Annotated in this window: 13 protein-coding genes; 5 read left to right on the forward strand and 8 right to left on the reverse strand. The window is 60.3% G+C overall.

All coding sequences use genetic code 11. The features are described 5' to 3' along the window. Positions 1-4: 4 nt before the first annotated feature. Positions 5-1,105 carry an SPFH domain-containing protein gene (locus PQG80_RS21790; protein WP_271753727.1) on the reverse strand — a complete coding sequence of 367 codons (1,101 nt, stop codon included), beginning with the start codon at positions 1,103-1,105 and terminating at the stop codon, positions 5-7. 180 nt (positions 1,106-1,285) lie between these two features. Between PQG80_RS21790 and PQG80_RS21795 the strand changes: the two genes are divergently transcribed. Next, positions 1,286-1,873: a YcxB family protein gene (locus PQG80_RS21795; RefSeq protein WP_271753728.1), complete on the forward strand. Its 588-nt coding sequence runs from the start codon at positions 1,286-1,288 to the stop codon at positions 1,871-1,873. 72 nt (positions 1,874-1,945) lie between these two features. Here PQG80_RS21795 and PQG80_RS21800 read toward each other — a convergent pair whose 3' ends face one another. Together PQG80_RS21800 and PQG80_RS21805 are read right to left on the reverse strand one after the other, a co-directional pair. After that, positions 1,946-2,746, reverse strand: a complete 801-nt coding sequence (locus PQG80_RS21800) for an OmpA/MotB family protein (RefSeq protein WP_271753729.1) — start codon at positions 2,744-2,746, stop codon at positions 1,946-1,948. Next, positions 2,706-3,527 carry a flagellar motor protein gene (locus PQG80_RS21805; RefSeq protein WP_271753773.1) on the reverse strand — a complete coding sequence of 274 codons (822 nt, stop codon included), beginning with the start codon at positions 3,525-3,527 and terminating at the stop codon, positions 2,706-2,708. Before PQG80_RS21805 ends, PQG80_RS21800 begins: the two co-directional genes overlap by 41 nt. Before the next feature lie 168 nt (positions 3,528-3,695). Here PQG80_RS21805 and uvrB point away from each other — a divergent pair, with 168 nt between their 5' ends. From uvrB to rpiA, 4 genes are all read left to right on the forward strand, one after another. After that, positions 3,696-5,684, forward strand: coding sequence for an excinuclease ABC subunit UvrB (gene uvrB, locus PQG80_RS21810; protein WP_271753731.1), 1,989 nt, complete (start codon positions 3,696-3,698; stop codon positions 5,682-5,684). Between the two features lie 266 nt (positions 5,685-5,950). Beyond that, complete coding sequence (locus PQG80_RS21815; RefSeq protein ID WP_271753732.1) at positions 5,951-6,880, forward strand: IS1595 family transposase; 930 nt, start codon at positions 5,951-5,953, stop codon at positions 6,878-6,880. 388 nt (positions 6,881-7,268) lie between these two features. After that, positions 7,269-10,133: an excinuclease ABC subunit UvrA gene (uvrA, locus tag PQG80_RS21820; RefSeq protein ID WP_271753733.1), complete on the forward strand. Its 2,865-nt coding sequence runs from the start codon at positions 7,269-7,271 to the stop codon at positions 10,131-10,133. Positions 10,134-10,177: 44 nt separating this feature from the next. Next, positions 10,178-10,867, forward strand: coding sequence for a ribose-5-phosphate isomerase RpiA (gene rpiA, locus PQG80_RS21825; protein ID WP_334219838.1), 690 nt, complete (start codon positions 10,178-10,180; stop codon positions 10,865-10,867). 101 nt (positions 10,868-10,968) lie between these two features. Here rpiA and PQG80_RS21830 read toward each other — a convergent pair whose 3' ends face one another. The 5 genes from PQG80_RS21830 to PQG80_RS21850 all read right to left on the reverse strand — a co-directional run bounded on the left by PQG80_RS21830 (position 10,969) and on the right by PQG80_RS21850 (position 19,187). After that, positions 10,969-14,511, reverse strand: a complete 3,543-nt coding sequence (locus tag PQG80_RS21830; RefSeq protein ID WP_271753735.1) for a carbohydrate-binding protein — start codon at positions 14,509-14,511, stop codon at positions 10,969-10,971. Positions 14,512-14,625: 114 nt separating this feature from the next. Continuing rightward, positions 14,626-16,248: an extracellular solute-binding protein gene (locus tag PQG80_RS21835; RefSeq protein WP_271753736.1), complete on the reverse strand. Its 1,623-nt coding sequence runs from the start codon at positions 16,246-16,248 to the stop codon at positions 14,626-14,628. Between the two features lie 72 nt (positions 16,249-16,320). Then, on the reverse strand, positions 16,321-17,193 hold the full coding sequence (locus PQG80_RS21840; RefSeq protein WP_271753737.1) for a carbohydrate ABC transporter permease: 873 nt from the start codon (positions 17,191-17,193) through the stop codon (positions 16,321-16,323). A 30-nt stretch (positions 17,194-17,223) separates the two neighbouring features. Then, complete coding sequence (locus PQG80_RS21845) at positions 17,224-18,141, reverse strand: ABC transporter permease (RefSeq protein WP_271753738.1); 918 nt, start codon at positions 18,139-18,141, stop codon at positions 17,224-17,226. 47 nt (positions 18,142-18,188) lie between these two features. Further along, positions 18,189-19,187, reverse strand: a complete 999-nt coding sequence (locus PQG80_RS21850) for a glycoside hydrolase family 130 protein (protein WP_271753739.1) — start codon at positions 19,185-19,187, stop codon at positions 18,189-18,191. Between the last annotated feature and the right edge of the window lie 93 nt (positions 19,188-19,280).

Genomic DNA, 19,280 nt, shown 5'->3' on the forward strand with positions numbered 1-19,280 from the left:
CGGTCTACACCTTCGTTCCGCAGCTGGAGCAGAACTTCGCGCCCGGCGCGAGCGGCTGCCCGCATTCCGAGCAGAACTTTTTCGCCGATGCAGGAGCCGCGTCGCCGCCGCTTGGCGCAACGCCGCCAACCTGCGCGGCCCGTTCGCTAGCTGCTGCGCCGCTGCCGGCGCTAGGAGTCGCCGGCTCGCCGCCCGCGCCCTGCGCGGCGCTTCCTCCGGCGCCCGCGGATGCCTGCTGCTGCGGTTCGCCTGGCCGCATCATCTGGCTCATCGCCTGTCCCATCGCCATGCCGGCGCCCAGCCCGATGCCCGTGCCGGCCGAGCCGTCGGCCGGGTTGTTCGCGGCTTCGCGCAGCGCCTCGGCCGCCTGATACTTCATGTACTGGTCGAGATTGCCCGCGATGTTCATCGACGACCTGCGGTCGATCGTCTTCTCGACTTCCTCCGGTAGCGACAGATTCTCGATCGTAAGGGCGGTCAGCCAGAGCCCCATCGCCATGAAGTGAGCCTGCAGCTTGTCGGCGGCCGCCCGGCCTAATTCATCGTACGAAGCGGCCAGGTCGATGACCGGAATCTTCGATTCGCCGAGCAGATCGCTCACGCCGGAGACGATGACCGACTTGAGGTAGCCGGCCACGTTTTCCGCCGAGAAGTCCTGCTGCGTCCCGAAGATCTCCTTCAGGAACACCGCGGGATCGTTCACCTTAAGCGCATAGTTGCCGAAGCCCCTGAGGCGGACCATCCCGAACTCCGCGTCGCGCATGATGACCGGATTGGTCGTGCCCCACTTGAGCTGCGTGAAGTTGCGCGTGCTGACGAAGAAGACGTCGGCTTTGAACGGAGAGTTGAAGCCGTACTTCCAGGACTTCAGCGCCGTCAGGACCGGCATGTTCTGCGTGCTCAGCGTGTACGTGCCCGGGCCGAATACGTCCGCGATCTGTCCTTCGTTTACGAATATGGCCGATTGCGACTCGCGTACGACGAGCTTCGCGCCCATCTTGATCGCGTTGTCGTAGACGGGGAACCGGTATACCATCGAGCCTGTGTCGTCCAGCCACTCGATTACCTCGATGAATTGGCCTTTGATGAAATCAAAAAGTCCCATGTTCAGCCTCCGTTCGCTTTCGTTTGCAGGTTTGCATTCATTATAAGCTTTACCCCGCTTTTGTTCGATAAAATGTTGTTAAACGATCAGGGGCGTAACCGGTATGTCCGGCATCGGGTTTTGTCTTATAATGGTATCAAAAAGAGGCGCCGGCACGCGAGGCGTGCACAGGGGGCAGCTATGGCAAGGATCGTGGAAGCGGAATTCGAGACGACGGAGCGGGACATCGTCGCCTTGAACATGAGACATTTTTTGGGGAGCCCGGGATTCGTATTCTTTATGCTTGTATGCGGGGCGAATATGCTCTATATGCTGCTGACGCTGCTCGCGGAGGGAGCGGGGGCGGCCGATGGCTTCCACTTCGTCCAGTGGCTGCTGCTGGGCTTCGGCTTGTTCATTCCCGCATCGACCTACTTGCGGGCCGTTCAGGCGGTGAAGCGGCGATTTGCCGGGGAGAGACGGCATTATGCGTTTGACGAGACGGGCTTCAGCTACCGTACGCCGTCCGCGCAGGGGCGGGTCGACTGGCCGGACGTCCGGCGCTTCGCGATCGCGCGCCGCATGGTCGTCCTATACGTCGGCCGGAAGGGCGTCAGCCTGATCCCCGAGCGGAGTCTGGCGAGCCGGGAGGATCTGGCGCAGGTGAAGGACTGGGTCCGGCAAAAGGTCAACCCGGAAACCGCGCGCCGCGCCGCGAGAAACCGAATGCTGCTATACGCAGGCATCGCGGCCGCCGTCATCGTCGCCGTCGTGCTTGCGTTCGTTTAAGGCATCTTCAGCACTATGACAAAAGCCTCCGCAGCGAACGAACGCTGACAGAGGCTTCTTTTTATCGATCGGTTACTCGGTCTCCTCAGGATGTCGGACCACGAGAATCTCGACACGCCGGTTTTTCTGACGATTGGCTTCCGTATCGTTCGCGGCCACGGGACGCGTATCCGCATAGCCGGCGATCTCGAATAAGCTCTCCGGCAGCTTGCGGATGTCGACGAAGTAGCGGAGGACCGACAGCGCGCGGCCCGACGACAATCCCCAATTGTCCTGGAACGCGGACCCCGCCTGAATCGGCAAGTTATCGGTATGGCCCTGGATGGAGATCGTCGTGTCCAGCTTCGTGAACAGGCTGGAGAGCTTGTCCAGGGCCGGCCTGGCATCCGGCTTAAGGTCCGCCCTGCCCAGATCGAACAGGAACCGGTCGGACAGACGAATCGAGATGCCCTGCGGCGTGTCCCCGACGAAGACGTCCTGCTGCAGCTTATTTTCCTTCACGTACGTCTCGATGACCTTCAGCAGGTCCTGCAGCGCCTGTTCGCGCCTTCTCGCGAGCTCGGCGTCGAGCTGCGCGTTCGCGTCGGAGGAGGGGCTGGGCGACGCGGCGGCCGAAGGCGCGGGATCCGGGTGCTTGGATACGTCGGTGCTGCCTTGGATGCCGGTGCCCATCTCGATGATGCTGTCCGCACGGTTGAATTCCAGCTGAAGCGACTTCGCGAGCGAATCGTACTTCTTGATATCGATCTGGCTCATCGCGTACATGATAATGAAGAAAATCAGCAGCAATGTAATAAGATCCGCGTATGTAATCAGCCAGCGATCATGGCTTTCATGCCCGCTTTGGCGGCGTCTGTTCCGTCTCCGGGCCATCTTCGGTCTCCTCCTTTGGCCGCGCGAAGGACAGTTCCTCCGTATGCATGAAGGCAGTCAATTTCTTGCGGATGAGCGCGGGATTCTCGCCGGCCTGGATGGCGAGGATGCCTTCGAGCATCATCTCCGTAAACTGCACGCTCTCGGCCGCGCGGATGCGAATCTTGGACGCGATGGGCAGGTAGATGATGTTCGCGGAGGCGACGCCGTAAAGCGTGGCGGTAAACGCGACCGCGATCGCCGGACCCAACGTGCCCGGATCGGCGAGATTGCTCAGGACGTGGATAAGGCCCATAACGGTGCCGATGATGCCCATCGTCGGCGCGTATCCTCCGGCCGATTCGAAGATTTTCGCCTGGTTTTCCATCCGTTGTTCGACGGCGTCGATCTCGAATTCGAGGATCTGCCTGCTGAGCTCGGGATCGGTGCCGTCGACGACGATTTGGAGGCCGTTTTTGATGAAGGAATCCTGGTGCTCGGCGATCTTGTTCTCTAGCGCGAGCACGCCTTCCCGGCGCGCGGTCGTGGCCAGCTCTACGATCTCGTCGATCCTGGCGCTAATCTCCGGCGTGCTCGGACGGAATGCCGTCTTCAGCGATTCGGGGATCTGCTTGAGCCGGGATGCCGGGAAGCTCACCGCGACGGCTGCGAACGTGCCGCCGAATACGATCAGCAGCGCCGTCTTTTCGACCAGCCCTTCCCAATGTCCGCCTTCCCATAAAAATCCGCCTATTAACGCGGCAAGGGCCGCCAATATGCCCCAGGACGTCGTCTGGTCCATTCGCTGCTTCATGCAGCTTCACTCCTTTGACTGGTTTCCGGGAACCCGATATAATGAATGAGAACACATATTCGGACTCACTGGAAGGGATATCCTGTTTATCGGTCGAATGAAGCAGGGTACGATATAGGACTTTGGTCTACAAGACACGCGGAGGTGGGCTTTTACATGGCAGTGCCGTCCGGATTCAAGCTGCAATCGGAATACGAACCGCAAGGCGACCAACCGGAGGCGATTCGGCAGCTGGTCGAGGGCATCCGCGAGGGGAAGCGGTATCAGACGCTGCTCGGCGCGACGGGGACGGGCAAGACGTTCACGGTCGCCCAGACGATCGCGAAGGTGAACAAGCCCACGCTGGTCATCGCGCATAACAAGACATTGGCGGCGCAGCTGTGCAGCGAGTTCAAGGAATTCTTTCCGGAGAACGCCGTCGAATACTTCGTAAGTTACTACGATTACTACCAGCCGGAGGCGTATCTCCCGTCCTCGGATACTTATATCGAGAAGGATTCCAGCATCAACGACGAGATCGACAAGCTCCGCCACTCCGCGACCTCTTCGCTGTTCGAGCGGCGGGACGTCATTATCGTCGCCAGCGTATCCTGCATATACGGTCTCGGTTCTCCGGAGGAGTACCGGGATCTTCGCCTGAGCCTGCGGGTGGGGATGGAGAAGTCACGCAACGCGATCCTGCATAAGCTGGTCGATATTCAGTATCAGCGCAACGATATGAACTTTACGCGGGGGACGTTCCGCGTGCGGGGCGACGTCGTCGAGATCTTCCCGGTATCGGTCGGCGACCGCGCGATCCGGGTCGAGATGTTCGGCGACGAGATCGAGCGGATCACCGAGATCGACGTCCTGACGGGCGAGATCATCGGCTCGAGAGATCATGTCTCGATCTTCCCGGCGTCTCACTTCGTGACCGCCGAGGAGAAGATGAAGGTCGCGCTGGTCAACATCGAGCGCGAGCTGGAGGAGCGGCTTGCCGAGCTGCGCGAGCAGGGCAAGCTACTCGAGGCGCAACGCCTGGAGCAGCGCACGCGGTACGATCTCGAGATGATGGCCGAGATGGGCTTCTGCTCCGGCATCGAGAACTACTCGGGTCCGCTGACGTTCCGCGAGCGCGGGGCCACGCCGTATACGCTTATGGACTTTTTCCCGGACGACTACTTGATCGTCATCGACGAGTCGCATGTGACGCTGCCCCAGATCCGGGCGATGTACAATGGAGACCAGGCGCGCAAGACGGTGCTCGTCGACCACGGCTTCCGCCTTCCTTCGGCCAAGGACAACCGGCCGCTGCGCTTCGAAGAGTTCGAGGGCAAGGCCAAACAGCTCGTCTACGTATCGGCGACGCCGGGCCCCTACGAGTTGGAGAACTGTCCGACGATGGTCCAGCAGATCATTCGTCCGACGGGCCTGCTCGACCCGATCATCGAGGTGCGCCCGACGAAGGGACAGATCGACGACCTGCTCGGCGAGATCCGCGCGCGCATCGAGCGCGACGAGCGCGTGCTCGTGACGACGCTGACCAAGAAGATGTCGGAGGACTTGACCGATTATATGAAGGAAGTCGGCATCAAGGTCCGCTATCTGCATTCGGACATCAAGACGCTGGAGCGGATGGCGATTCTGCGCGACCTGCGGATCGGCACGTTCGACGTGCTGGTCGGCATCAACCTGCTGCGGGAAGGCCTCGACCTGCCCGAGGTGACCTTGGTCGCGATTTTGGACGCCGACAAGGAAGGCTTTCTCCGCGCCGAGCGGTCGCTCATCCAGACGATTGGCCGGGCCGCGCGCAACAGCGAGGGCCGCGTCATCATGTACGGCGACAAGGTTACGGATTCGATGGCCAAGGCGATTAGCGAGACCGATCGCCGCCGCACCATTCAGATCGCCTACAACGAGAAGCACGGCATTACGCCGCAGACGATCCGCAAGAAGGTGCGCGACGTCATCGAGGCGACGAAGGTCGCCGAGCAGAAGAGCGCTTATCTGACGGGACTGGAGGACGTCGACAAGCTGTCCAAGAAGGACCGTCAGTCCGTAATCAACCGTCTGGAGGCGGAGATGAAGGACGCAGCCAAGAACCTGCAGTTCGAACGCGCGGCCGAGCTTCGCGACGCGCTGCTGGAGCTGAAGGCAAGCATGTGATTTCGCAATCAATCCCCGCCTGGACGCGATCCCGGCCGGGGATTTTTTGTCGATTATCTTATTCGGAGCCGGCAGTCATCTGCGTCGATTTACTCCTTCTCATTTTCTATAGCGACGGTCATGGGCCATACTAGTTCTTTTTTGCGCGTTTTAACGATATCCCCTTCGCACAGGAAGGCGGTCTATAAGGATACAAAGTGAAGCTTTCTAACCTTGGATGATTATGGTATTATAAGAACAAATGTTCCTATTAGAGGGTGCGCGAGATGAATAAACGGAAATCGATCGGGGAGCAGATGCCGGCATTCGAGGAGGATGATTGCAAACAAGCGCTGCTGCGGGCCAAGTGGCCGAATGGGTACCGCTGCCCCCGTTGCGACCATCCCGCCTATTATCCCATTGTCTCGCGCCGCAGAGATATATACGAGTGCCGCGCTTGCGCCCATCAGACGTCTCTTACTGCGGGTACGATCATGGAAGGCACACGTACGCCGCTCGTGAAGTGGTTCAGTGCCTTATACATGATGCAGACGGGCATTTCCGCCAAGCTATTATCCGCGATCCTGCACGTGACCTATAAGACCGCTTGGCTGATGAATCATAAGCTTCGTCATGCGATTCAGATTTGGGATGAAGCGAAGCCGTTGAAGGGCGACGTGCAGCTCTACGGTGATTTTTATGCGCGTCCGGTTATGAGCGGCGTATTCGAACCGCCTGATCAACGGGAGCAGCCGGCAGTAGTAGGGGCTTCCATCAGCCCGGAGACATATGAGATTGAAGAAGCGAAGATGAAGAGAGTGCCGAAGTCGATGTTCAATCGGCGAATTTTTGACGTGGGCTCCTACGGCACCTTCTTGTGGCGTCATGTGTCGGACGACCATGCCGAGGTGCGAAGTATCGAGATCGTGAGGCAAAGCGATAGCGAAGGCGTAACGGAATTAGGCTTGCTCTGGCGCGGTGTCATCGGTTGGCTCGCCAGGACGTTCGGAGGAATCGGACCCAAGCACTTGCAAGCCTACCTAGACGAGTTTTGTTTTCGAATCAACGCCCGGTCGGACGTGTTCGGCAAGCTTCTTTCCTTGTGCGGCCAGACGCCTACAGTTACGTTGCGCGGGCTGGTGAATAGAATTCGGGCCGTGCGGTCGATAAGATGGACGAGCTCTGTCGGAAAAAAGCAGCCACAGAGAGCGGTGTAAGTGTCCTAGGGATACGCGGAATACCCTTACTCTAAGGGAACGTTGATTCTTTAACTCTGGCTAAGCACGGCATTTTCCTGATCGAAGGGGATACCGTTGAAAAGTCTGAAAACAAGTCGCTTCTTGGCAGCGAGAGGCGGCTTTTCCTGACAGGCAATCGATACGAGTTGCGAACGCTCACCGTCTATGGGTCGGATACCGTCCAATCGGTGTAAAGGACCTGAAGAAGCGCTCTCCAAAGAACGCCGCGCCTTGGTGGGATTTCCATTTGCGAACCAGTTCATCCGCAAGTATAATGAGACGAGAACACATATTCTTATGTGATGGAACGTGAACGGAGGCGGCGCGGAGAGCGAGCCAAGCCGTTAACGACAGGAGGCTGTACGTTTTGGGAAGCGATCAGATCGTCATTAAGGGCGCCCGCGCCCATAACCTGAAGAATATCGACGTGACCATACCGCGCGACAAATTCGTCGTGCTGACCGGTCTTAGCGGCTCGGGGAAGTCCTCGCTCGCGTTCGATACGATATACGCCGAGGGACAGCGCCGGTACGTGGAGTCGCTGTCCGCGTACGCGCGCCAGTTCCTCGGGCAGATGGACAAGCCGGACGTCGATTCGATCGAGGGGCTGTCGCCGGCCATCTCGATCGATCAGAAGACGACGAGCCGCAATCCGCGGTCGACCGTCGGCACCGTGACGGAGATCTATGATTATCTGCGGCTGCTGTACGCGCGGATCGGCAAGCCGCATTGCCCCGAGCACGGCATCGAGATTACGTCGCAGACGGTGGAGCAGATGGTCGACCGGATCATGGAGTATCCGGAACGCACTCGCCTTCAGATTCTGGCGCCGGTCGTCTCGGGACGCAAGGGCGAACATACGAAGCTGCTGGCCGACATCCAGAAGCAGGGATTCGTACGCGTTCGCGTGAACGGCGAGATCATGGACCTGTCCGAGCCGATCGAGCTGGAGAAAAACAAGAAGCATTCGATCGAGGTCGTAATCGACCGGATCGTCGTCAAGGAAGATGTCGCGACGCGCCTCGCCGACTCGCTCGAGACGGGCCTTAAGCTGTCCGGCGGCCAGATTATCGTGGACATCATCGACAAGGAAGAGCTGATGTTCAACTCTCATCTGGCCTGTCCGGTGTGCGGATTCTCGATGGGCGAGCTGGAGCCGCGCCTGTTCTCCTTCAACTCGCCGTTCGGCGCTTGCCCGGATTGCGACGGGCTCGGCGTGAAGATGGTCGTCGATCCGGACCTGCTCCTGCACGACAAGAGCAAGAGCATCGAGCAGGGCGCTTTTTCCGCTTGGGCGGGCAGCACCTCGACGTATTACCCGCAATTCCTCGCGGCGGTCTGCAGCCACTACAAGATCCCGACGAAGGTGCCGGTGTCCGAGCTGACGGACAAGCAGATGAAGCTCTTGATGTACGGTACCGGACCGGAGAAGATCCGCTTTAAATATCAAAACGAGTTCGGCTACACACGCGACGCGATGGTTCAATTCGAGGGCGTCGTGCCGAACCTGGAGCGGCGCTACCGGGAGACGGCGTCGGAAGGCATCCGCGAGTTTATCGAGGAATACATGGGTGCCAAGCCCTGCGAGGGCTGCAAAGGGAAGCGGCTGAAGAAGGAAGCGCTCGCCGTCACGGTGGGCAGCCAGAACGTCGCGTACGTTACGGCCCTATCGATCGGCGACGCGATGAATTTCTTCGAGGCGCTCGAGCTGAACGCCAAGGACACGCAGATTTCCAACCTGATTCTGAGGGAAATCAGCAGCCGTCTCGGCTTCCTGGTCAATGTCGGACTCGACTACCTGACGCTCTCCCGCGCAGCGGGCACGCTGTCCGGCGGCGAGGCGCAGCGCATCCGGCTGGCTACGCAGATCGGCTCCAGCCTGATGGGCGTCCTGTATATACTGGACGAGCCGAGCATCGGCCTTCACCAGCGGGACAACGACCGGCTGATCAAAACGCTCGAGCATATGCGCGATCTCGGCAATACGCTCATCGTCGTCGAGCACGACGAAGACACGATGATGGCGGCCGATTATTTGATCGATATAGGTCCTGGCGCCGGAATTCACGGCGGCACGGTGGTGGCGCAGGGCACGCCTGAAGAAGTCATGCGCAGCGATAGTTCGCTGACGGGCGCTTACCTGAGCGGCCGCCAGTTCATTCCGGTCCCGCTCACGAGGCGCAAGCCCGACGGGCGCTGGATCGAAGTGAAAGGCGCGACGGAGAACAACCTCAAGAACCTGAGCGCCAAGTTCCCGCTCGGCGTGTTCACCGCCGTGACGGGGGTATCGGGCTCGGGCAAGTCGACGCTCGTCAACGAGATTCTGTACAAGACGCTGGCACGCGACCTGAACAAGGCGAAGGTACGTCCGGGCCAATACAAGGAGTTCCTGGGCCTGGAACATCTGGAGAAGGTCATCGATATCGACCAATCTCCGATCGGACGGACGCCGCGCTCCAATCCGGCGACGTATACCGGGGTGTTCGACGACATCCGCGACGTGTTCGCGATCACCAACGAAGCCAAGGTCCGCGGCTACAAGAAGGGGCGCTTCAGCTTCAACGTCAAAGGCGGCCGCTGCGAGGCGTGCAAAGGCGACGGCATCATCAAAATCGAGATGCACTTCCTGCCCGACGTCTATGTGCCGTGCGAAGTGTGCAAGGGCAAGCGTTACAACCGCGAGACGCTCGAAGTAAAGTACAAGAGCAAGAACATCGCGGAAGTGCTGGAGATGACGATCGAGCATGCGACGGAGTTCTTCCAGAACATCCCGCGCATTCATCGCAAGCTGCAGACGCTGCTCGACGTCGGTCTCGGTTATATGACGATCGGACAGCCGTCGACGACGATGTCCGGGGGCGAGGCGCAGCGCGTCAAGCTGGCGGCCGAGCTGCATCGCCGCAGCACGGGCAAGACGCTGTACATTCTCGACGAGCCGACGACCGGACTGCACGCCCACGATATCGACCGTCTCCTGCAGGTGCTGCAGCGGCTCGTCGATTCGGGCGAGAGCGTGCTGGTCATCGAGCACAACCTGGACGTCATCAAGACGGCGGACTATCTGGTCGATCTCGGACCCGAGGGCGGCAGCGGAGGCGGCACGATCATCGGCGTCGGCACGCCGGAGCAGCTATCGGCCAATGCGAAGTCCTACACAGGCAAGTATCTCGGCCCCGTGCTGGAGCGGGATCGGGCACGTACCGAGGCGGCGCTGGCGACAGTCGAGGTCTGACTCGACCGTCGTCCGCTAGTGCGAGAAAGGTGAGGCGAATGGCAATCGATCCGAAACGGCGAGCGGGCGAAGAAGCGGTCAAATGGGTTGAGGACGGCATGCTGGTGGGGCTGGGAACGGGCTCTACCGCATACTGGGCGATCATGGACATCGGCAGGCGCGTCAAAGAGGGATTGAAGATCACGGCGGTGCCGACTTCGATCCGGTCCGAGGAGCTGGCGATCTCGCTGGGCATTCGGTTGGTGACGCTGGACAGCATCCAGCCGGACGGCATCGATCTGACGATCGACGGCGCGGACGAGGCGGACGGCGACCTGAACCTGATCAAGGGAGGGGGCGGCGCGCTCCTGCGCGAGAAGATCATCGCCGCGCACAGTAAGCGCCTCGTCATCGTTGCCGATGCCTCCAAGGCCGTTGAGACGCTCGGCAGGTTTCCGCTGCCCGTCGAGATCGTGCCGTTCGGCTCCAAGCTGACGATGGGACGCCTCGAGGCGCTGGGCGGCCATCCGGCGCTTCGCTTGAACGAGAACGGCGAGCCCTACGTGACGGACAACGGCAATTATATCGCGGACTGCCGCTTCGGCGTCATTGACGACGCAGCCGCGCTCGAGACGACGCTGAATCTGGTCCCCGGCGTCGTGGAGAACGGCTTGTTCGTCGGGATGGCGGAGCGCATCGTCATCTGCGACGAGAACGGCGCGGTTAGCGTTCGGGAGCGCGGCGGCCAGGGATGACAGGTGCTGCGCGCGTATCGACGCGGGATTGCGTTAAAAAGGGTTGCACTTCTCCGCCAGACCGGAGAGGAGCAACCCTTTTTCGTTTCCTGCCGGCCGGCCTACTGGCGCGTCAGCATGAGCTTGTCGATCGCGAGCGTATAGGCGTTGCTGCCGGGGTCCTTTCCGGTGATCTGGAACTTGAACGTTTTGTTGCCCGAGGCGCCGATTGTGACGGTGCCAAGGCCGACCGTGTCGTAAAACGCGTTGGCGTCATACCAGTCGAGCGGCTGGCCAACCGCCGCGCCGTCGACGTACAGCTGCGCCGTACCGCGGTCCGGATGCTTTTTCAGCCGCGCGCTGATCGCGTAAGTGCCGGCCGAGGGCACGTTTACGGTATACTGCAGCCAATCGCCTACGGCATTGAAGTTGCTGTAGCTTAGCGAGCCGCCGCTAGCTGCCGCGTCCGTTCCGTTCGTATACGTATCGCCGGAAGTGACGGTCGTCGCGAGGCTCTCCGCCTCGTAGGTAACCGGCTGCGGCGTCAGCGCGATATAATCGGTCGCGAGCGTATAGGAGGAGCTGGCCGCGTTTTTGCCCGTAGACTGGAAGCGGAATGCCTTGGTGCCCGCCGAAGAGAACGTCACGCTGCCGAGATCGACGGAGACGTAGCCTTGGGCGCTCTGATACTCGTCGATCGGGGCGCCCTGCGCGGCGCCGTCGATATACAGCTGCGCGATGCCGCGGTCGGGATGCTTCTTCACCTGCACCTTCACATTGTAGGTGCCGGCCGCAGGCACGTTGACCGCGTATTGGACCCAGCCGCCGGCGGATACGGGATTCCCGTAGCTTAGCGCGCCGTTGCTGGCCGCGGAGTCGTTGCTCACCGTGGTCGAGCCGCCGGCTGACGTCGTGGCCGTCGCGTTCTCGGCCTCGTACTTGACGGCTTCCGGAACCGGCGGAGGCAGTGTCCGGTCGGGCGACTTGTACGTGAGCCGGATCGCGTCCGTCGCGAGCGTATATTGGCCGCTGGCCGCGTTCTTGCCCGTCACCTGGAACTTGAACGCTTTGTCGCCCGCAGACGTAAAGGCGATATTACCCAGGTTCACCTCGACATAGCCCTGCGTCGCGGCATACTCGTCGATCGGCGCGCCTTGGGCCGCGCCGTCGATGTACAGCTGCGCCGTACCCCGGTCCGGATGCTTCTTGACTCGGACCTTAACGGTGTACGTGCCGGCGCTCGGCACGTTCACCGTGTACTGCACCCAGCCGCCGACGCCGCCGGCGTTGGCGTAATTCAACGCGCCTCCGCTGGCAACCGAGTCGGTGCCGTTCTCCTGCGTGCCGCCCGCGGACATCGCTACCGGCAGACTCTCGGCCTCGCTCACGATTCCAGACGAGACGGTCGCGCTGCCCGTGCCGCCAGAGCCGATCGCGACATCGACCGCTATGGTCTTGCCGGCCGTCCGGTCGAACACAATGACCTTGCCCGTCGTATCCGCAGCGCCAGTCGCGTTCACCGTAAGCGCCGAGCCGCCGACAGCGCTCTGCGTGAACGATGCGATCTTCTCGTCCGCATACACGACCTGCATCTCTGCCGCCGCGTTGTCCTCCTGGATCCAGAACGCCTTGCCCTTGGACGTATTCTCCGCCAGATTGACAGGCAGGCCCGGCGACTTCAGTTGAGCGCCGGTATATCGTCCCTTGTACCGGTAACCGATATTACCGCTGTCGTCCATCGTCACATCCTCGACGAGGTACGTCTTGTTGCTGTCCAGCCACCGGAGGTTCAGCGTCAGCTCCGTGGCCGCCGCCGTCTCGCCAGCCGCCGTCGCAATGACGAGCGCTTTGCTCTTGTCGTCCGACGCGTACATCCAGGCGTACGGACCGGACGTGTCGAAGTTCGGCCCGGCGTACAGCGGCCGGGTCATCCCGTCCGTCAGGGCGACGATGCGCGGATTTTTGCGCCATTCGTTGAACTTCTTCAGCGTCGAGATGCCCGCCGCGCTCCAGGTGCTCGGATCCTTCGCGAACTTGATGACGCGCGCCAGCATGTAGGAGTAGTAGTCTTCGGTCTTGCCGGTCGTCAGGCCGCCGTAGTAGACCGAGTTCATCGGCAGATAGCCGAAGCTGTTAAAGCCGATCAGCATGCTCTTGTCGACGTTGCCCTTGGCGGAGACGAAGCCGTTGTCCCCGATGTGCAGCAGCCCGACATTGCGGTCGCCTTGGGTCGGATAATAGTCGACCTCGCTGGTCTCCTTCATGAGGAAGTCCGGATGGCGGGAGACGACGTCGTTCATGTAATTGCGCACGTTCACGTTTTTACGGTAAACGCTGTCGCTGGGATGCGAGGTTGAGGTAGCCGTCGTATTCGGCCAGAACTCGGTCAAGTCGATCATCTGGTGCGAGAGGCGATAATTCGGAATCATGAAGTCCTCGACCTGGCTGCGCTTGAACTCGATGTTCGCAGGATCGGCCAGATCTCGCCCCGCGTTATGATTGTCCCCGGTCATGCTGAACCACAGGCCGAAGCGCATGCCCTGGCCCGCGATCGTGTCCGTCAGCGCGGCCAGGTTCGAGGTGAAGGCGCTCGCGGGCGTCGTCGTGTCGCGCGTCGTATTCCAGAGGTCGTCGAGCATCACCATGTCCATGCCCGCCTGCGCGGCCTTCGGAATAACCGTGTTGCGATAGTAGGATTCCGTACGGTTGTTCAGCCACTCCCAATCGTTGGTCGTGAAGACCGCCGTCGTATGGTGATATTTAAAGCGCTTACGAAAATGTTCTTCCACTGCCATGCGGCCGTCCAGTAGGTCCCCCTTGAACACGGTCATATCCACGGCGATATACTCGTAGGTCTCGCCGGGGAACAGCACGAGCTGAAGGGAGCCCGGATTCGTCGATACCTTCACGTTGTCGATGCCGCTCCAGGCGTTGATGTTGGCAAAGGGCAGATTGTTCGTCCCGCCCTGCGTCTTCCAGTTCATCTCCGGCTGGATCGTCCAGCCGTCGCCCGTGTCGTACCGGGTAATGGCGTTCTTCCCCGTATTCGGGGCCAGCGCGCCCGCGGTGCTGCTCCAGGTCATGTTCGGTACGTAGTAGAGCGTATGGGCATCGTTCGGGAAGTTAAGCGCGATGATGTCCGAAGCCGAGATCGTTTTCTCCGAGCTGCTGTTGTTCTTGAGGACGTTCGAATACTTGAGCCCCGCACGATCGTTGTACAGCTGGAACTTCAGCTGTACGGTCACGTTCTGCGGCGAGGTGCGGCTGAGCGGAATGGTCAGCTCCTTGCCCCAGGTCGTGCCGAACTTGGAGATGTCGGCGATCGTATCCGTGCCGAGCGTCCAACCGCCGTCGTCCGCATACAGATCGCTGCCGCCGTAGTTGTAGTAGAACAAGTGGCTGCTGCCGCTGCCGGTCAGATATTCTCTGCCCGCTTCTTTGTTGTAGAAGCTGGTCATCTCCACGCTGCCGCCGCTGAACGTAATGACCGCCCGCAGGACGTCGTTCTCCAGCGTCCACGTATTGCCGCTCTTCACGATCGTCGAGCCGGCCGCGGCCGCTTTGGGCACATGAGCCTCCTTCACGAACGGGATGCCTGTCAGCAGGAGACTTACGACCATCGCGATACACAATCCAAGACGCATTCCCGCTTTCCAAATCATCATTCAAAACCCCTTTCGGCGCATATTGAAATAGACCCGCTCGCCGCCCGCCTAAGGCACCGCGCGCAAGCTTAGGCGGCTTGCGGGCCCGGTGAATCCTCGATTCTTACAGCCTCTTTACTTGCCGAGCGAATTCATGAAGTCGACGTATTCCTTCTCGGCGTCCGCCGTAGCCGGATACCATTCCTTCTCGAGGAAGTCCTTGAACTGCTGCTCGTCGATGCTGCCCGTGATATAGGCGATCTCCTTGTCGTCCTTCTTCTTGACCAGGTCGGGGATCGTGCCGTTCAGGTTCAGGATCTTCGGCGAGCGGACGGCGGGCACGTTCACCGCGGTCATCTGCGCGAGCGCCTCGTCCAACTGCTTTTTATAGATGGCGAGTCTCTCCGGCGTATCCGCGTTGGCGATCGAGGCGCCGTCGCCGTTAATCGCGTTGGCCGGCGTCATATAAGGGCTCGTGAGCGTCGAGAGCTTCGCCGTCTGATCCGCGGTGCGGACGACCGCCTTGGTGGCCGGATCGTAGCTGTCGTAGGTCAGACCCTTTACACCGAGCTGGAACAGGGTGTTGGCTTCGGCGGTATTGCCCCAGTCGAGGAACTTCAGGACATCGTCGACCTTCTTGGAGCCCTTCGGAATCATCCAGCCGCCCCACATCGCCGGGGTGACCCAGTCAGACGCGACGCCCTTTTCGTCCTTCAGTACGCCGTGGTAGGAGAAGATCTTCTCCGAGTCCGGCAGCTTGCTGATATTGCCCAGCACGGCATATTGGTGGCCGTACACGATGCCGACCTTGTACTGATTCAGCTTCTCGGTGTCGACGTAGATCTTGTTGATCAGAAACTCGGGATCGATCAGCTTCTCGTCGTTCAGCTGCTTCAGATAGGTCAAGTAAGGGATGTAGCCGGACATTTTCTCGCGGATCTTGTACTGGCCGTCCGTGTCCTTGACGCCGTCGACGACCGGGAGGTCGAACGCCGCCGTCAGGAAGTTCGTGGCGTTCCAGATGGTGTTGCGCCCGAGATCCGGGCCGGAGAGCGACAGGCCGTACGTATCCGCTTTGCCGTTGCCGTCGGGATCGTTCTTCGCGAAGGCGCGCGCGACGTTCGTGAACTCCTCGAGATTCGTCGGCGCCTTGAGGCCCAGCTTATCGAGCCATTGCTGGTTGATCATATAGCCCCAGTGGTTGACGACGTTCGTTCTCGGAATGATGTACGTTTTGCCGTCGTTAACAGACTTGACTGCGTCCCACATTTCCGGGGTGATGTTTTTCATCAGGTTCGGGTAATTGGCGATCTTGTCGTCCAGCGGCTCGAGCAGGCCGTTCTGCGCCCACTTCTCCATATTGGCGTCGGCGCCGTTGCCGGCCGTCCCCCAGTTGTAGATCAGATCGGGCAGATCGCCCGACGCCATGACGACCTGGAGCTTGTCCACGTAGTTGTTGATGGGCGGCGCTTCGATCTCGAGCTTCACGTTCGCCAGCTTGCCGGCTTCCTCGACGACCGGATTCTTGTCGATGACCACGTCCGCGTTCACCCGGTTGAACATCTTGATCGTGACCGGGTCCTTCTGGTCCGCCGATGTCGAGGAGGGCGAGGAGGCCGAGGCCGTCGAACCGGAGGGAGCCGCGTCGCTCGAGCCGCCGGCGTCGTTGTTGTTGCCCGAGGCGCAGGCGGCGAGCGCGGAAGACATGAGCAGCACGGATACTAGCAGGCTTGCCCGATTAACGCTATTGTTTCTCATGTTCATATCCCCTTCGAATCATGTTTTTTATAGTTAAGCCGCGGTGGATCGCGGCCTTCACCCGGATGAGCCCTAGCCTTTGATGGAGCCGATGAGCATGCCCTTCAGGAAGTACTTCTGCATGAACGGGAAGATGAGGATAATCGGCAGCGTCGAGAAGATGATGATCGCCATCTTGATCGTGAATTCGGTCACGCCGGAGTTGCCGGCGTCGAGCACGTCCCGGGCCACCCCGCCGCTGTCCACGACCAGATCACGGACAATGAGCATGAGCGGCCACAGGTCCCGTTTGGACGTATAGATAATGGCGTTGAAGAACGTGTTCCACTGGGTGACCGCATGGAAAATGACGAACGTGGCGATGGCGGGCTTGGAGAGCGGCACGATGATGCGGGCCAGGATCGTGAGCTCGTTGGCGCCGTCGAGCGAAGCCGATTCCTCCAGGCTCGGCGGGATGCTCCCGATGAAGCTTTTCATCAAGATGAGATTGTAGGCGCCGAGCGCGCCGGGCAGGATCAGGCTCCACAGCGTGTTGTACATATCGAGCGAGCGGATGAGATAGAAGTTCGGGATGAGCCCGCCGTTGAAGAACATGGTGAAGGTGATCAGCAGCAGGATGACGTTGCGCCCCTTCAGATCGGGCTTGGAGAGCGGATAGGCGGTGATGAGCAATAAAAAGATGTTCAGCGCGACGCCCGCGACCGTGATGACGATCGTATTGCGGTAGCCGGTCCAGAGCACCGACATCTTGAAGATCTGCCGGTAGGCGCCGAACTCGACGTGGGTCGGGATCATCCGGAGCGGATGCGCCAAATAATCCGTATAGGGCGTGACCGAGTAGGCGGCTACGTAGACGAACGGGAACAGGCACAGCAGCGCGAACAGCGTAATTACGGCGTAGTTAACGGTATCGAATGCTTTATCGCTGCGCGATCTGATATTCATGGGGGCAGCCTCCTTTCTTGGCGCGCGGCCTTACCAGATTCCGTCTTCCTTCATCCACTTGGCGATCCGGTTGCTCGCGAGCAGGAAGACGAGCCCGATCGCCGAGGTGAACAGTCCGACCGTGGCGCCGAAGGAGAAGCGGCCGCCGAGGATGCCGACGCGGTACGCGTACGTCTCGAACACTTCGGACACGTGGAGGTTCATCGGATTTTGGAGGACGAAGATCTGCTCGAAGCCGTTGTTCATGATGTGGCCGAGCCGCAGGATGATGAGGACGACGATCGTCGACTTGATCCCGGGGACCGTGATATGCCAGAGCCGCTTCAGCCGGCTCGCGCCGTCGATGCTCGCGGCCTCGTACAGCTCCGTGTTGATCGAAGCCATCGCGGCGAGGTAGATGATGCTCTCCCAGCCGGAGTCCTTCCAGATGCTGCTGAGGATGACGAGCGGCCTGAAGTAGGCGTTGTCCGCCAGGAAGAAGACCGGCTCGATCCCGAGCTGCTGCAGAAAGAGGTTGAACACGCCCCAGGTCGGCGACAGGAAGTTGACCAGAATGCCGCCGATGACGACCCAGGAGATGAAGTGTGGCAGGTAGATCAGCGTCTGGCTGAACTTCTGATAGGTCCGGTTGCGCATCTCGTTCAGGAACAGCGCGAGCAGGATCGGGAACGGGAAGCCGAACAACAGCTTCAGGAAGCTGAGATAGAGCGAGTTCCAGAAGACGGAGTAGAAGTCGTCGAGGCCGAACATGTACCTGAAGTTCTCGAAGCCGATCCAGGGACTGTGAAGGATGCCTCTGGCGAAGTTGAAGTCTTTGAACGCGATGATGACGCCGTACATCGGGACATAGTTAAAAATCAGGAAGTAGGCGACGCCGGGCACGAGCATGAGGTAGAGGTATTTTTTCTTGTTGAGATAACGAAGCGTCGATCTGAGACTGCTCGTCATGGCGAATCACTTCCCCGCGTTATCAGTGTGAGAGGTTGGCGATGCGCTCAACCCTTGAGGCAGAGGCCGATCAGGTCGTTCACGTCCGCGCTGGCCAGGCACTCGTACGTATCTCCCGCGCCGTAGTAGATCTTCACCTCGCCCGTATCCTCCAGGATCATGCCGCCGGGGAAAATGACGTGGTTGCGGAACCCGCCGTCCTTCTCGTAGGCTGCGTCAGGCGCGATTAACGGCTCCTTGTACAAGCCGACGACGCGCTTCGGATCGTCCAGGTCGAGCAGCATGATGCCGGCGGTGTACCGCTTCGTCCAGCTCGGCTCCCAGCCGTTCTTGCCGCGCGACGGATCGATGTCGACGGCGTGGAACGTCGTCAGCCAGCCCTGGGGCGTCTTGATCGGCGGAGCGGCCGGTCCCAGCTTGACGTTGGCGAAAGGAACCTGCTCCACGGCGAGCAGCAGATCGGAGTTGCCCCAGTACTTCAAGTCGGCGGAATCGGAGATCCAGATGTCGAACCGCTCGCCGCCCCGGCTGTAGACGGTGAAGGGGCGCTCGAGCCGGAGGTAGCGGCCGTTTCTTTTCTCGGGGAACAGCACCATGTTCCGGTTGTCCGGCACGCTCAGGCTGATGACCTCGAAGCGCTCGAAGTCGTCCGTCACCGCGATGCCGCCGCGGATGCCGTGTCCGGTGTCGACCGCGAAGCACATGTAACAGCGTCCGTCGATGACGGTCAGCCGGGGATCGTAGGTACGGATGATGTCCTCGCCCTCGAGGCTGAAGCAAGGTTCGGGACGGACCTCCCAATGAACGCCGTCGTCGCTGTACGCGAGCCCGAGGTTGGTCGTGTCGCTAGGTGAGAGCGTTTGCAAATCTTCCTGACCGTAATCGTTGCGGAAGACCATGACATAACGTCCCTGGAACTTCGTCACGCCGGCGTTGAACACCAAGGCGGGGTTGTAGGGAACCTGCTTGCTGGTCAGAATGGGGTTGTCGGGATGGCGGATGATTAACGGACTGGACTGTAGGGCGCCGATCGTCGGCAAACTCATGTGATGAAAACCTCCCTGCGATTTCTAAATTCTTGATGAAGACACCCCAAGTGTATGTTATATTTTTTCTGCGGATGGCCCGGAATTTTATGT

The organism is Cohnella rhizoplanae, from assembly GCF_948329515.1.
Taxonomy (GTDB): domain Bacteria; phylum Bacillota; class Bacilli; order Paenibacillales; family Paenibacillaceae; genus Cohnella; species Cohnella rhizoplanae.

Excerpts from the sequence above, each read along its gene's own strand:
- PQG80_RS21840 (WP_271753737.1), bottom strand. The coding sequence starts at position 17,193 with ATGAATATCAGATCGCGCAGCGATAAAGCATTCGATACCGTTAACTAC.
- PQG80_RS21805 (WP_271753773.1), bottom strand. The coding sequence starts at position 3,527 with ATGGACCAGACGACGTCCTGGGGCATATTGGCGGCCCTTGCCGCGTTA.
- PQG80_RS21835 (WP_271753736.1), bottom strand. The coding sequence starts at position 16,248 with ATGAGAAACAATAGCGTTAATCGGGCAAGCCTGCTAGTATCCGTGCTG.
- PQG80_RS21830 (WP_271753735.1), bottom strand. The coding sequence starts at position 14,511 with ATGATGATTTGGAAAGCGGGAATGCGTCTTGGATTGTGTATCGCGATG.
- PQG80_RS21850 (WP_271753739.1), bottom strand. The coding sequence starts at position 19,187 with ATGAGTTTGCCGACGATCGGCGCCCTACAGTCCAGTCCGTTAATCATC.
- PQG80_RS21795 (WP_271753728.1), top strand. The coding sequence starts at position 1,286 with ATGGCAAGGATCGTGGAAGCGGAATTCGAGACGACGGAGCGGGACATC.
- uvrB (WP_271753731.1), top strand. The coding sequence starts at position 3,696 with ATGGCAGTGCCGTCCGGATTCAAGCTGCAATCGGAATACGAACCGCAA.
- PQG80_RS21800 (WP_271753729.1), bottom strand. The coding sequence starts at position 2,746 with ATGGCCCGGAGACGGAACAGACGCCGCCAAAGCGGGCATGAAAGCCAT.
- PQG80_RS21815 (WP_271753732.1), top strand. The coding sequence starts at position 5,951 with ATGAATAAACGGAAATCGATCGGGGAGCAGATGCCGGCATTCGAGGAG.
- PQG80_RS21790 (WP_271753727.1), bottom strand. The coding sequence starts at position 1,105 with ATGGGACTTTTTGATTTCATCAAAGGCCAATTCATCGAGGTAATCGAG.
- PQG80_RS21845 (WP_271753738.1), bottom strand. The coding sequence starts at position 18,141 with ATGACGAGCAGTCTCAGATCGACGCTTCGTTATCTCAACAAGAAAAAA.